This window comes from Parendozoicomonas sp. 2304DJ65-17 (genome assembly GCF_058148445.1).
Window position 1 is genome coordinate 85,449 of sequence record NZ_JBYVJV010000007.1, and the last position, 14,627, is coordinate 100,075.

10 protein-coding genes are annotated in these 14,627 nt (G+C 46.5%); 4 read left to right on the forward strand and 6 right to left on the reverse strand.

Annotated features, from left to right (window positions below; all coding sequences use genetic code 11):
• Nucleotides 1-198: 198 nt before the first annotated feature.
• The gene (locus tag ACY2RR_RS17210) at nt 199-1,278 is read left to right on the forward strand and encodes a C1 family peptidase (protein ID WP_490109408.1); all 1,080 of its coding nucleotides are present in this window, start codon (nt 199-201) and stop codon (nt 1,276-1,278) included.
• Between the two features lie 58 nt (nt 1,279-1,336).
• On the opposite strand, the gene ACY2RR_RS17215 is transcribed toward ACY2RR_RS17210, so the two are convergent.
• Nucleotides 1,337-2,815: a sodium:solute symporter family protein gene (locus ACY2RR_RS17215; protein WP_490109409.1), complete on the reverse strand. Its 1,479-nt coding sequence runs from the start codon at nt 2,813-2,815 to the stop codon at nt 1,337-1,339.
• A 192-nt stretch (nt 2,816-3,007) separates the two neighbouring features.
• Here ACY2RR_RS17215 and ACY2RR_RS17220 point away from each other — a divergent pair, with 192 nt between their 5' ends.
• Both ACY2RR_RS17220 and ACY2RR_RS17225 read left to right on the forward strand, forming a co-directional pair.
• On the forward strand, nt 3,008-4,591 hold the full coding sequence (locus ACY2RR_RS17220; RefSeq protein WP_490109410.1) for an N-acyl-D-amino-acid deacylase family protein: 1,584 nt from the start codon (nt 3,008-3,010) through the stop codon (nt 4,589-4,591).
• A gap of 103 nt (nt 4,592-4,694) precedes the next feature.
• Nucleotides 4,695-6,275, forward strand: coding sequence for a hypothetical protein (locus tag ACY2RR_RS17225; RefSeq protein ID WP_490109411.1), 1,581 nt, complete (start codon nt 4,695-4,697; stop codon nt 6,273-6,275).
• A 17-nt stretch (nt 6,276-6,292) separates the two neighbouring features.
• Here ACY2RR_RS17225 and ACY2RR_RS17230 read toward each other — a convergent pair whose 3' ends face one another.
• A complete protein-coding gene (locus ACY2RR_RS17230; protein WP_490109412.1) occupies nt 6,293-6,844 on the reverse strand; it encodes a shikimate kinase in 552 nt (183 codons plus the stop codon).
• Between the two features lie 226 nt (nt 6,845-7,070).
• The gene (locus ACY2RR_RS17235) at nt 7,071-7,970 is read right to left on the reverse strand and encodes a LysR family transcriptional regulator (RefSeq protein WP_490109413.1); all 900 of its coding nucleotides are present in this window, start codon (nt 7,968-7,970) and stop codon (nt 7,071-7,073) included.
• 119 nt (nt 7,971-8,089) lie between these two features.
• On the opposite strand from ACY2RR_RS17235, the gene ACY2RR_RS17240 reads away from it, so the two are divergent.
• Nucleotides 8,090-9,388, forward strand: coding sequence for a cation:proton antiporter (locus tag ACY2RR_RS17240; protein WP_490109414.1), 1,299 nt, complete (start codon nt 8,090-8,092; stop codon nt 9,386-9,388).
• A 39-nt stretch (nt 9,389-9,427) separates the two neighbouring features.
• On the opposite strand, the gene ACY2RR_RS17245 is transcribed toward ACY2RR_RS17240, so the two are convergent.
• Genes ACY2RR_RS17245 through ACY2RR_RS17255 form a run of 3 tightly spaced genes read right to left on the reverse strand, consistent with a single transcriptional unit; the run spans nt 9,428 to nt 14,610 of the window.
• Nucleotides 9,428-10,363: a helix-turn-helix domain-containing protein gene (locus ACY2RR_RS17245; protein WP_490109415.1), complete on the reverse strand. Its 936-nt coding sequence runs from the start codon at nt 10,361-10,363 to the stop codon at nt 9,428-9,430.
• A 3-nt stretch (nt 10,364-10,366) separates the two neighbouring features.
• Nucleotides 10,367-13,465, reverse strand: coding sequence for an efflux RND transporter permease subunit (locus ACY2RR_RS17250; RefSeq protein WP_490109416.1), 3,099 nt, complete (start codon nt 13,463-13,465; stop codon nt 10,367-10,369).
• Nucleotides 13,462-14,610, reverse strand: a complete 1,149-nt coding sequence (locus tag ACY2RR_RS17255) for an efflux RND transporter periplasmic adaptor subunit (protein ID WP_490109417.1) — start codon at nt 14,608-14,610, stop codon at nt 13,462-13,464. Before ACY2RR_RS17255 ends, ACY2RR_RS17250 begins: the two co-directional genes overlap by 4 nt.
• Nucleotides 14,611-14,627 lie beyond the last annotated feature (17 nt).

Consider the following 14,627-nt stretch of genomic DNA (forward strand, 5'->3'; position numbering starts at 1 on the left):
GACTCAAAACGTGTAAGCAAAGAACATTAATGATTAAAGTTTACACAGTTGCATCACTTCTTAATAAAAACACTCACAGCGATTGAGCTAATAATTGGCACTATCAAAAGATACATACATATCAGGTGTCTACTTCTCCTTGCTCTATTTACGCTGATAACCTTCAACAGCTACGCACTCCCGGTTCAAAAGTGCCACATGTCAATCTGTGAAGAGTTTCGACTCCCTACAACTCCCGTTAAAGACCAGGGATATTCCGGAACTTGCTGGGCATTTGCCATCACATCCATGATGGAATCAGAACTGCTAAGAGCAAATCAGGGAACTTCTAACCTATCGGAAATGTTTCTGGTTCATCTGGATTACCTGGATAAATTTGAACTGACAAGAAAGTACTCTGATCCCACCCCTGTGACCGAAGGAAACTTTATGGAGATAGCCCTGCAACAGCTTGTTATGTATGGCACCCTTCCCGAGGATAGCTATCAAAGTAAATCCGGATTCTGGGACTTAGCGTCCCATGGGCGAATGGCAATTCATCTCCATAAGTATGCGAAAAAATACACAGAAGCTTCCCACTGGCTCATGCAATTTTATTGGATGCACACCTACGCATATAAGCTGAAAGAGATTATTGGGGAAATGCCAGACAGAACTGATCATTCAGACCGTCAGAAAAATACACACCGGCAACTGGGTAATCTTGATTTGAATGATTACGTTATCCTTAAACCATCCAGCGGAGATTATTCACTCTATAAACTTCCCTGGCAGAAGACAATGCACAGTAAACGGCAGATAAAAATCCCTCGAGACAAGCTTATATATATTATGAAAGAAGCTCTTAGTCGCGGATATACCATGGCCTGGTCTGGTGATGTTGGAGCGGATGGGTTTAGCTACAGAACAGGGCTGGCAGCTAAAAATGATGGGATATATGAACAAGAAGGCATCTCAAAAAAATTATCAGACAGTTACAGATATAAGCATGACAACAAAGGGCCATTTGATCTGGATGACGACTATACCGACTACATGGAAGACGATGATTCAGCTGGGCATGCCATGCACATAGTAGGGCAGGCAAAAGATGCTCAGGGGAACAAATATTTCATAATTAAAAATTCATGGGGCGAGAGTAACGCTCTTGATGGATATATCTATATGGACGAAGACTATGCCGCTGGAGCGACATCAGACATTATCCTAAATAAAAAATCTCTTCCCAAAGATATAAAAGCAAAAATCAGCCATCTCGAAGATTGCACACTCCAATAAAAATGGGTACCAGAAACGATACCCATTCCCACATAAACGACTACGGTTCCTAAGTTAATTAGAGTTGAACACGAACATGAATTTCGTCTTCAACATTGTCACTATATTCCTCGTCTGCAAGCTTAGTGGAGCCGTTAACTACGGGCATCAGCCTGGTGATTGCCACAAACACCAAAGCACTGCTCAAGAGCGCAGGAACAACAGGGTCCATACCGAAAAATGACATGTAACCCTTTTGAGTCAGCAACATAACTGCACTGCCCACAACGATAGAAGCAGTTGCACCCTTGCTACCAGCCGCTTTCCAGTAATGTCCCAGTACGTAAGGAATAAAGGTACCACCAGCTCGCAGAGCAAAGGAGAACATCAGGATTGTGATAATGCTGCCTGTATTAAAGATAGCCACAAACATAGACAGAAGAGCTACCACAACCATAGTCATCTGGGTTACCCGCAATACCTTCTTACTGTCTGCAGATTTGTTCAGATAAGGCTTGTAGATATCATTCGCAAAAATAGAACCCGCCGCCAGCAGGTTAGAGTCAGCACTGGACATAGTCGCTGAAATCAAACCAGCAAACAGAATACCCACCAGAATAGAAGGCATGGTCTGCATAGCCAGAGTTGGCAGGGCGTAACGTCCACCGTTTGCCATAATCATGGTTGCGTCGATAACACCATTATCCACCATTACCCGAGCAATAATGCCGATAAAGGCCGGGATAAAGGCAAACACAATATAAACGGCACAGGCTATGTAAGCGCCACGGCGTGCAGACTTACCATCTTTTGCGGCATAAAAACGCTGAACCGCTTCCTGACCAACTGCAAAGCTGGCGGTATACATAACAATCAGAGAGATAATACTCTTCCAGCCAACGCCATCCACCAAATCCAGACTTCCTGCAGGTGCCTGAGCAATCACAAACTCATAACCACCGGCAGCATCCAATGCAAAGGGAACAACCAATGCCATACCAAATACGATAAAGAACATCTGCACAAAGTCAGTCAGGGTAATACTCCACAAGCCGCCCATAACCGAATAAGCCGTTACGATCAAAGTGACAATAACAACTGAGGTTTCATAGGGAAGCTGCGTCATGACAGAGAACACGACAGATGACGCAATAATCTGTACGGCGGTTAAACCAATCATTGGTGGCAGCATAATCAAAGTAGCCAATCCACCTGGTGCCTCACCATAACGACGACGGAAATATTCAGGTACGGTTTTCACCATTGCACTGCGCAACTTAGGAGCTACGATTGAGAGAATGACAAAAGTGACTGCCATTGCCAGAACATACCAGATCGCACTCATACCCCAGTCGCCGTAGGCTTTTTCAACAACCCCTAAAGAGCTGCCTCCGCCAACTTCTGTTGCAGCAAGAGTTCCCGCCATCAGCCACGGGCCAAGCCGTCGCCCAGCAACCATGAAGTCTTCATTGGATTTGATTTTTCGGGATGAATAAAACCCGATGCCGATCATAAACAGGAGATAGAGGACAACAATCGTAATTACGGTGGTATTCATACGATTCCCTTGTTTCTTGATTTTTAACTGCTGTGTGCAGTGATCGTTTTTTGTACTTTCTTGTGTTTATCCAAGCTTTATGAAGCTCCCCCTTAGATAACCAAAACTACTGACAACAACCTTTGATAACTATCAAGGAATGCAATTGAAAGTTTGCCTATTTTCCCTATAAACAACGGTTGCAGCACAATAATGAGAACCCTTATCAGGCAGGGCTCTGTTTTTGATGGGTTGAATAATCAGCCACTCACTACAGATATTTTAATTGAAGACTCTTTTATCAAAGCAGTATCTCCCAACATCACCTGTGAAACAGATAAGGAGATTGATGCAAAAGGTTTGGTTGTCACACCAGGGTTTATTGATGCCCATAGCCACTCTGATCTGGCTAACTTTTTACCAGATGGCTTGCGCCCCAAAATCATGCAGGGGGTTACAACCGAGGTTATCAGTCAGTGTGGCCTTGGAGTTGCTCCAGTGTCTTCAGAACAAAAGTCATCGTTTCGAAGCCGCTTAATTATTGGAGACCAACCCGCACCATGGCATTGGAATACTCTTGATGAATTCCTTTGTGCGCTGGAACACACAAGACTTGAAAGCAATGTTGTTCCTTTTGTTCCCCACGGAGTTTTGCGTTATTTGGTGGCGGGAGATTCCAATGCACCACTATCCACATCACAGTTAAATGATTTATCCGCCTATGTAAGAGATGGTTTTCACAGTGGCGCCAGAGGGCTCAGCCTTGGTTTAATTTATCACCCTGCCCTGTTTGCAGATTCGAGAGAGCTGCAAACAGTTATGAATATGGCCGGCGAGCACAATCGCTTGGTAAGTGTTCATATGCGCAGCGAAAGTGATGGCATTCTTGAAGCGATGGATGATATTTACGAGCTCTCTCAAAGGGCTGGTTGTCAGGTTCATATTTCTCACCTGAAGCTCATCGGTCACAGAAATGCCAGCAAGCTTGATGCCTTGCTTAACCGGATTGATCAGTACAACTTTACCTTTGACCAATATCCTTACACTTATGGCAGCACAACTCTGCTTTCACTGTTACCTCCTGTTTTGTTTGAAGGCCGAACATATCAGCAGGTTCTTCAAGACTTAAAGACAACACATACCAGAGAACTTGTGCGCTGCTATTTCTCAGAAACTCTTAAACCACCTGCCAGTACGCCCTGGGATAACATTCCAGCTCTTGCCGGTTGGAATAATATTCTGATTACCAGCGTAATCAGCAAACAGAATCAGGCCTGCCTGGGACATCCCATTGAAGAGAGTGCTCTTGAGAACGGCACAGACCCAGTCGACTTTATGCTCAACCTGCTTATTGAAGAGCAGGGTCAGGTCATGATGATTGACCACTTTATAGAAGAGTCTCTGGTAGAAAAAATTCTTCAACATCCAAAGGGGGTGATAGGTTCAGACACACTCCTTAATGGCAAGCCTCATCCCAGAGTGTATGGAACCTTTCCCCGTGTGTGGCACCAATACACACAGCAAAAACCAATTCTCTCACCGGAACAAGCGATTCATAAGATGACGGGGGCTCCTGCCCGTATATTCCAGTTAAACGACAGGGGCGTTATCGCAGCAGGAAAAAAAGCCGATATCGCCATTTTCTCCAGTGAATTTAAAGACTGTGCAACACTCACTTCATCAGATCAGCAGGCATCAGGGCTCAAATATTTATTTATTGAGGGGAAGTTGAAAGTGTCTGACTCAGTTTATACAGAGAATCGAACTGGCATAGTATTACGGTCACCAGTCCACTGAAACCAGAGAGGTAAAGTATTGATGGCAGTGCCGCTTACTGGCCTGTTATAGATTTCACTGACAACTTCTTCATGCTTTACGGCTTTTCTTAAAGAGCCCAGCTATGACGCCAGATCCTCTTCAAATCTGCAGGCAGACGAACAGTGAAGTTGCCCGCTGGCAACATTTTGCCAAAGATAAAGCGCCTGATGGGCAGCCCTACTCGGAAGGGCACAAATCACTGCAGGTCTGGTATGGCTATCTGGTTGATCAACACGACGTGATGGAAGAGGCTTGCCTGCCCAAAAGCAAAACTCTAAAGAGAAAGATTGAGAAAAAAATATACAAAGCTGGCACCGGTGATGATTACCTTTCGGAAACATTGGAGCAGCGGAGCCAGGAAATTCTTTCAGGTATTGCAGGCAAGTACACCGGTCAGGTCACGATCTGCCATAAAAAAAACTTAAAACTGCACAATGTACGGGACTGCGTTACCGAATGTGCTGGCTGGGCAAGTTTCTATTTCTTTCTGCCAAACGATGATGCGAACAAAAGTCATTGTGATAGCGGCGCTACGCTTATTTTTCATTTCAACCCAACATGCTGGGAACAAACCGCAGATGCTCTTGCGCAAATGGTGTCGAGAAAAGAGTTTCGGGATTACATCAGGGAAGCCAAAATCTGCAACCCACTCCAGAGTACAACCCATGCAACCCCAGCAATTATTTACCTCTACGGCCCTGAATTTCCCAAAACGATTATCAACTGTTTAGAAGAGAACATTGAAGGTTTTGTGCGTCCGCACTCCCTACCCGGATCATGTCTGGTGGGCAAAGGAATTCACTACACAGAGCAGATCTTTCAGGCGGAAGGATGCCAACCAAAGAGCCGTGCCCAGATATTGGGAGCAGCTATTCTCATCGGACAGAATCACTGTGGTCTAACATCATCGGAGATAGTCAGTGCAGCAGCTGAATGCATGGGTTACCAACCCTTTACACCTGAGAAATTAGCAGCCCCAACTAAATGTTTTGATGAGCTACTGTCCTACACTTCAAACCCAGCCTGCTTGGCAAATCACTCCGCTCCCCCCGCAAATAATGATGAGCTGCGCCAACACATGGTATCTGAGTTGTCGAAGTGCGGAATAAACAAAGAGGCTGGTCATTTAAATTGGGAGATTCATTGGAAACGGCCAGCTGGTGATGAGGCAGCGGGACATTATCCCGAATCTCCCACAAAGAAGGTTTGTGTTTCTATTCAGATTAATGCTCGCCAAATAGGAAAATGTATAGCAGGAATAAATCAGGCTTTAACCGCTACCCCATCTATCAAGAGAGCGAACTTCGTTATTCGAGACCCAGGTAATCGTTTCTTTTCCAGCGAACCCTGCATTATTGAGTTTGCAGATAACGAATCCTCTGTTGAGGATTTCGCAAAAGAAATGAGAGAGGCACTTCCTCCAGGCCTGATGACTTGTAGCCCAATGCCTGGATTGCAGGAGCAGAATCCTGGGCTCTATTCATGCACCAAAAGACTTGGCGTTCCTCATCTTCCAAGTGTTTGGGAAATATTTCATGAAGGGGTAATAAACAACGTTCATACAGCTCAGGAAAAAGGCTGTTCCGTTCCAGCTCCAGCGCTGTTGAGAGAATATTTGTTTATAGAAGGGCGTCATGGGCATGACCCATCAGAGTGTCTGTAACCAGTTAACCCAACTATTTATATGAGACATAGAATTTTCTTCGCTGTGTCTCCTGGGGTGTCCCCTTCTGTGTAGACAACATGCTTTGACAATTCAAAATTAGACTTATGCATAACAAAGTGTTGATTGATGCTGGCGATATCGTCGTCTGGCTCAAACTCGTTTCTCTCATTCAAAATATTCACGGCCATCTCTAAATCAGGCGATGGCAGTAATAGAACCACATTACTAAAAGGTTCCAGAGCGACTCTGGCTCGCTCCAGATATTGGCCATTTTCATAAACGGAATGACCAGCGCCAAAATCTATTACCTTGTTTTTATGTTCTTCTAAAAACCGCTCAAGAGCGTGAATCTCAAACTTTTTCCAATACCTGTACACGCCAGCAAAACCTTCGGCTTCATTTATTCTTTCCGCCGTTTCTTCGTTGTACCCAATCTCGTTGTAGTAAGCCCACCGGTGGTCATCCATAGAACACTGGGGAAGACCGAGCTTCTTGGCTAACAGCTCTCCAACAGTACTTTTACCAGCACCGATAGGACCAATCAGTATTATTTCCCTGTTATGCAATTGGACGCTCCCATATCCCGTGCACTCTTAATAAAAAGATTAGGGCAATATTTCTAACAAGCTTTGTAGTTTCAAATCGAAGGGAAAGTGAAAGCATGATTTGCTGCGATGGTATTACTCACAATTTTGGAATAATCCCATCGCGCTATTGAAAAAAGCCCATCTTCTGATGACCAGAGGATACTTTTATAATTCTTTCGTCCTGAGAGTTCTTGTTTATGAACTCCTAAGACTGGATCAGCAAAGAAGCCATCTGCTTTCGTACTGAGTCGATAAAAAGCCGAACTCTACGTGGAAGTAAATCCCGGGTTCGGTAAACAAGACTGACTTTTCGCTGCTCTCCGAGCCATTCGGACAAAACAGGTACCAGTTCCTGACCACGTTCTTTCTTCATGGCGACATAAGACACCGGAAGATTAACGATTCCCAGCCCTTCATAGGCCACCCTGTGAGCACTGGAGATATCGCTGACGTTAAGCTGTGCCCGCGGGTGGAGAATTATTTGTTCTCCATGCCCATTCAGACACCAGTCTGTTAAAGGCCAGCAGGTAATCAGGGAATGTTTGGAAAGTTCATCCGGATGCTGGGGAACACCATGTTTCTGTAAATAATCAGAACTGGCAAAAAGAGCATACTGCAAAACGCCCAGAGGCTGGGCAACAAGATCAGAGGCTGGCAGTTCTCCACCGACAACCGCCACATCAATACCCTGATCAAGAAATGACGGATAGTCATTGGTTAACTCTAGGTCCACCCGAACATCAGGCCAGTTTTCCATAAAGCGGGCGATGCAGGGAGACAAATAGCAGCTGGCCAGGTTAACCGGCGCAGTAACGCGCAATAAGCCTCGTGGATGACTGGTGTTGTGCTTCAACTCTCTTGAAGCATCATCAATAGTATCCAGAGCAACAGCGCACTGATGAAAGTATGCCCTGCCAATATCAGTTAAACGCAGTCGTCTTGTTGAACGCTCTAGTAAACGACAGTTCAGCTGTTCTTCCAGCTGAGTCACCTTCCGACTAACAGTCGAAGGTGGGAGATTTAGGTACCGACCTGCAGCAGCAAATCCTTGCTCTCGCACAACGGTGACAAACACCCTGAGTTCTTCCAGCCCTGATCCGGTCATATGCTCTCTTCAAATCAGTATGAAAGGACTCTGAAACCTTTCATCAGTAATACATGAAGTTTCTTCTGCACCCGGCAGTTTACCGGATTCAGAAGAAAAAGAATGCGAGGTAAACCACTATGCCCGATGAAGTGTTGATTGAGCCATTGCTGATCATCTTCGGCATGCTCTTTATCGGTACTTTCAGTGCCACTCTTTTCCGTTTTATGCGGGTTCCTTACACCGTAGGCCTTCTGGTTCTGGGCATGATCCTGGGTTTTGCCAGTCAGGCATTTCCGTTTATGGAACCTCTGAAACAGGTACAGCTCAGCCCTGCGCTGATTATGTATGTGATTCTGCCAACATTGATTTTTGAAGCATCAATCAATATTGACGCCCGTGAACTGATGAAGAACCTTGGGCCAATTATGTTGCTTGCAGTGTTTGGTGTACTTGTTTCCTGCCTGCTGATTGCCGGTGCACTCTATCAGCTGAACATTCTGCCACTCGGTGCAGCCCTGATCTTCGGCGCATTGATTTCTGCAACCGACCCTGTTGCGGTTATCGCCCTGTTTAAAGAACTGAAAGCCAACAAGCGCCTGACTCTGTTGATGGATGGTGAAAGCCTGTTCAACGATGCAACTGCAATCGTTATGTTCAGCGTGCTTCTTGGCCTTGGAAACTCTGTTGGCGAGCTGGCCGGCGCAGATATCTGGGCTGCATTACTGCAATTCTGCCTGTCTTTCTTTGGCGGTGTTATCTTCGGTGGCCTGATGGGCATTCTGATGGTTGCTCTGCTGCGCTTCGCCCGTAACGACCGTTTTGTTCAGCGCTCCCAGATGATTGTTCTGGCTTACATTACCTTTATTGTGGCGGATCACTTCCTGCATCTTTCCGGTGTTATGGCAGTGCTGACTGCAGGTATCATCATGAGTCTGAACCGTCACCGGGTTATGGAAAGCCGCCGCTGGGAAAACATTAATATTTTCTTTGAATACGCAGCTTTTGTAGCCAACAGCTTTATCTTCATCATGATGGGTATGACCCAGAACCACATGTTCTGGAATGGCGATAAGCTGCACAGCATACTGCCAGCTCTGGGTATTACTGCACTGGTTGTGATTGCTGTTCGCGCTGTGATTATTTTCGGCCTGGTGCCAGTGAGCAACCTGCTTAAGCTGTCTGCTCCTATTGGTAAGGGCATGCAAACTGTAATGTTCTGGGGCGGCCTGCGTGGTGCGGTACCTATCGCCCTGATGATGGCCCTGCCTGAAGGCATGCCTGGCCGTGACATGATTATCCAGATGGTACTGTTTATGATTCTGGTAACCCTGCTGATTCAGGGAACAACCACAGGACGCCTATTGAAGCTGTTCCGTTTGGCGGGAAATACCGCTCCAGAAGCGGAAACACCTATTTCCAAAACTATGCACGCATAGTCTTTTAATAAAATTACTGAACTTACGAAAACGGTCTCTTTATGAGGCCGTTTTGCTATCTGCCAGTTTCACCCGAATGGTGAGATATATGGCTTCCTTTTCGGAAATATAAGCACCGGGATTATGGATAATCTCTACACCAAACCCTTCCGGATCAGGTTCATACCCTTCCTTCAACAAATGGTTATACATGGCATCCCAAGCGGCAATATAAGCTGTGTCGCTGGCTATTTTGACATCACAGCACAAGAACTTTCCGGCTGAGACAACATAAGAGCTTGGCATAGGCTGATCTGTGACATAACCAACAACAGCAGTTTGAGAGTCGTAAGATTTATCAAAATCATCAACATGAGTGACGATACACAGTGGCCGGTTAGGGTTGTCCATCATCTGTCGGTAATTTTTAGAGATAAAGTCGGTCCAGAATAGTTTTCGGCCATCACTTTTTACATGCAGGCAGGAACACATCTCTACCCGGAAATCTATCTTTGCCGCTATCTGGGTCTCCATACAGCTGTTTTTATCTGCCTCTGGATGGCCCAGCTTAATCAGCAGTTTTTCCAGTTCCCGGAAATCGCTTTTCTTTGCTGCACGAATGTCTTTAGCCGTCATGCCAGTGTCTCTGCGCAGAGCTTTGGCAAGAGATTGTGACGAGGAAAAGCCACAGGAAAGAGCAATATCTGTGACAGACATATCTGGCACTTCCAACAAAAAGTCGACTGCCGTCTGTAGCCTCAGTCTGCGTACATATTGTCCGGGTGTTTCATTAAAAACCACCCGGAACATTCTGTGAAAGTGGAACGAAGAAACAGCACACTTTTCTGCCACTTCATCCCAGGAAGGCGGCGGAGTCTGGGAAAGAGTTTCCCGCAGGTAATCGACAGCACGCTCCATTCTTTTCTGCCAGATAGGCGCAAGATCAGAAACCAGATGTTCTTCCGGAATCAAACTGACAGGTGCTGGCGTATCCATAGCTCAGGCTCCAAGTGTGGAAGGCTGTACCGAATGTACACGATATCTGCCAAACGCCAAGAGCACCGGGATAAGTATAAGAGTAATTGGCGTGGCAAAGAGTTCGCCAAACACCAGTGAAACAGCCGCAGGCTTCAGATATTGCGCCTGTTCCGATGTTTCACTCAGCAATGGCAGAAGACCACAAACCGTTGTAACAGTGGTCAGGAAAATTGCCCGCATACGACTACGGCCAGCTTCCACCAGAGCCTCTTTTACCGGTACACCTTCTTCGTAGAGTTGATTAAAACGGGTCATCAACACCAGCGAGTCATTAATAACCACACCAGTCATTGCCATCATTCCAAACATGGACAATAAGCTCACGGGTAAGCCCATCAAACCATGTCCAAATATCGCGCCGGCAAAGCCGAAGGGAATAACCGACATAATAATCAGCGGCTGCCAATAGGATTTAAGAGGAACTGCCATCAGCACATAAATCATTATCAGTGTCAGGATCATCGCCTTCTTAAAGCCACCCTGCACCTCGGTTATCTCTTCAAACTCCCCGACTGCGCGGATTTTTACTCCGGGATAACGTTGCTCCAGCTCAGGAACTGTTGTCTCAGAAAGCTGCTCCCAGGTATCTTCTGGTGAACTGATACGACGATCCTGTCGCCAATACACGGTAACAACTTCATCCCGGTTACGACGGTAGATGGCTTCCGGCTCACGGGTAAAACTGATTTCCGCCACATCTCCAAGAGACACATAACTGTTGTCTTCAAGGTGAATCTTGGTTTCTTTCAGCTGATCCAGAGTGCGTCGCAGGTTTGTACCAAAGCGAATCAGTACCCGTGTTTCCTCGCCTTTATCCAGTATTCGATAAACTTCAAGGTTTCCGTAAGCACCACCAATCAGAACGGCAAGCTGTCGACGCGTCAGCCCTAACTGACGACCACGGTCGTTAAGAGCCAACCGCAGTTGCCGTTGCCCTCCCTGACCATCATCAAAGGTATCATTGACACCTTTTACTTCTTTCAGTGCAGACTTAAGGTCAGCGGCAACCATGCGGGCAAGCTTTCTGTCTGGTGCAGTGATCGCAATAGCAGTTCCACCACCGATAGATTCAGAAGCTGTAAATCTTGTCGCGTAACTACCTTCTAGCTCTCCAGCCTCAGCCTTCCAGGTTTTTAATAACTCTCCACCCGGAATTTTCTTCAATGCCTCCGAGGTTAATTCTGCGGTGATTTCAAGTTCTTCCGGGCTTTCTACTTCCACCAATTGCCGACTGACAGGTCTGTCTTCCAGACCATATTTTTTCTGAAGTCTGGTATTAATGATATTCAGTGCATTTTCCAGCTGATCCGCATTGCGGCTGGTCAGAGCAAAGGGCGCATCCTGATCCATGGTGACTTTCACAGTCATATAACGGCCCGGGATTTCCGGAAAGAAAGCGCTGCGGATTGTTCCGGTAAACATTAATCCATAAGACAAAGTCACCAGAGCAATAAATAGAATCAGCACTGTAAGGCGATTATGTAGCGATGCTCTGAGTACTGGCTGGTAAACCTTTTCAGAGAAGCCATCCAATCCTTTCAGACAATAACTGCGTGCTTTAGCAACCAAACGACTGGCAGGGTTATCTCTGGCTTCTTTGCGTTCAAAACAGAGGTGAGAAGGCAGAATAAATTTACTTTCTATCAAAGAGAAAATAAGCGCCAGAATCACTACAGCGGAGAACCCCGCCAGCATCCGGGCCAGCTCATTTTCGATCCATAACATGGGAGAAAAAGCGGCAATTGTCGTCAGCACACCATAAGTGGTGGCAACAGCAACCTTGTTCACTCCATCCAAAGCTGCGGCTTTTGGATCCTTAATGCGACTACGGGATTCATGAATACTCTCGCCCACCACAACGGCGTCATCTACCAGTATGCCAAGTACCAGAATCATGCCGAACAGCGTGATATCGTTGATACTGTAGTTCAGTCCCTGAATACCCATCAGGGATAAAGCGCCTGCCAGAGACACAGGAATACCCAAAGCCACCCAGAAGGCCAGTTTCACTTCCAGAAACAGGCCAAGAATGATCAGGACAATTAACAACCCCTGCCAGGCATTGGTGCCGAGCAGGTTCAGCTGATCTTCAATGTATGGCGTCATATCCGCCATTACATCCAGTGTGACTGCCGCTGGCATCAGTGGTTGAATTTCTTCCAGAACTTCATTCACCGCTTCACTGATATCAAACAGATTATCTTTCTTGCTGGTTGAAACCATCAGTGCAATAGCAGGCTCGCCCTGATAACGGACGATAGAATCATCATCAGAGTAACCACGGCGCACATCGGCAATATCATCCAGAGTAATACTGCCATTGGCTGTATTGATAACAGGAAGGTTGCGAAGCTTAATCAGGTTATCGGCATAACCATCTCCACGCAGAACAAGGTATCCCTGGGCGGTTTTCAACAATCCGCTGCGATACTCAAGAGACCAGTTGTGAATCAGATCAGATAGCTGGGAAACACCTATACCGTATTGCTGAAGCTTCTCCGGTAGCGGTTGGATAATGAGCTGCTGTTGGCGCTTACCATAGTTTGTGACCTGTGAGATGGACTTGTGCCGTTTTAATGCCTGCTCAACCCGCACCGCAGTCTGTTGTAGTGTTTCAGGAGAAACATCTCCCGACACCAATACAAACGACGCCAGATTAGTAAATTCATTACGGTAAATCTGTGGTTTCTCAGCTTTATCCGGGAAGCCCACAATACTGTTTACTTGGTTTCGTACATCCTCCATCAAGCGGTCGAGACTTGTGTCCGTACTTTTGCGTACAGTTACCGTTGATGAGCCTCGAACAGAACTACTGCTGATCCGGCTTATACCAGGCACTGAGCTGATAGCATCTTCAACTCGCTGGGTAATACTCTCATCAATCTGCTTTGCTGTTCCGCCCGGGTAAGACACATTAATCTGTAACTCTGTAGGCGGCATCTGCGGAAAACTTTCTACCCGCAAAGTCCCTAAAGACAAAACACCGCTGATCAGGATTAAAGCCATCAACAGGTTTGCAGCAACCGGGTTATCGAGGAACCACCCTGTCAGCCACTTCACAGTACGTCCTCCTCAGCCTTCTTCTCCTGCTGAGGCTCAACCTTCTGCCCTTCCAGCATTGAACTCAGGGGATAAAGGGCTACCTGCACACTCTGATCCGTTGATTCAGGCAGCCTGACCCAGACAGTATCTGCATCTTCGTAGAGCTGCTCTACAGAAACCTTTTTCAGAAGGTCTTTCTGATCAACGAGCCATATCTGGCCATCTTCAGTCAGCACCGATGCAGGAAGCTCCAATACAGAGGTCAGGGTTTGGCCGGTAAAACGTGCAGTGATCTGTTGATCCGGTAAGAGCTGCTTAGAACCGCTGTAAGGCATATCCACTTTCAGAACCAGGCTGCGCTGGCGGGTTTTCTGGTCCCTTACTGGGCTGAGATAACGAATAGTGGCTGGCCAATTCACACCTGTTAGCGTGACGACATCAGCCTTAATGCCCGCTTTCACTTCACCCAACCTTTGCCAGAGTTCATTGGAGAGCTCTACCCGCACATCAACGGATTCACTGGAAGCAACCTGAAAGACTTCTTCCCCGGCCTGAACCCACTGGCCGGGAGTTACTTTGCGGGAAAGAATGATGGCTGGGAAAGGAGATTCAATGGCTGTATCTGCAAGGCGCTGTTTAGCATTAACCAATGATGATTCCGTTGCTTTTTCTGCCAGCTCTGCAGCCGCAACCTGCGGTTCATGGCGGGCATAAGGTGTTTGCAGGCGTGCTGCTGTGGTATTCAGAGCAACAGTCTGCTCATGTTTTTCCCGGGCAAGGTTGAGTTTTGCAGACGACAACTGACTGGCAGCAGAATCCACGGCAGCCTGGTAATCAACAGTTTGCAGTTGCACCAAAAGCTGATTCTTATCTACCAACACTCCTGGCTCCAAATTCTCAGGCAGCTTCACTACCCGGCCTTCTACCGCAGCCGTAACCGATGTTGACCAGTAAGCTTCTGTAATACCCGTTGCTTCAACACTCAACTGCTTTTGTTGTGGAGAAACCTGAATAACTGTTACAGGTAGCAGAGATAGTTTCTTATGTTTTTCCTTACCATCACTGCCACCTTCTGCAGTGAGCAGCCAGAAAATTACTGCAAGCAAAAGGGCAACTGCACAGCCGAGCCAGAGAAGGCTTTTGCCAGACATAGTTTTACTCATAACCATTTACCTTATCT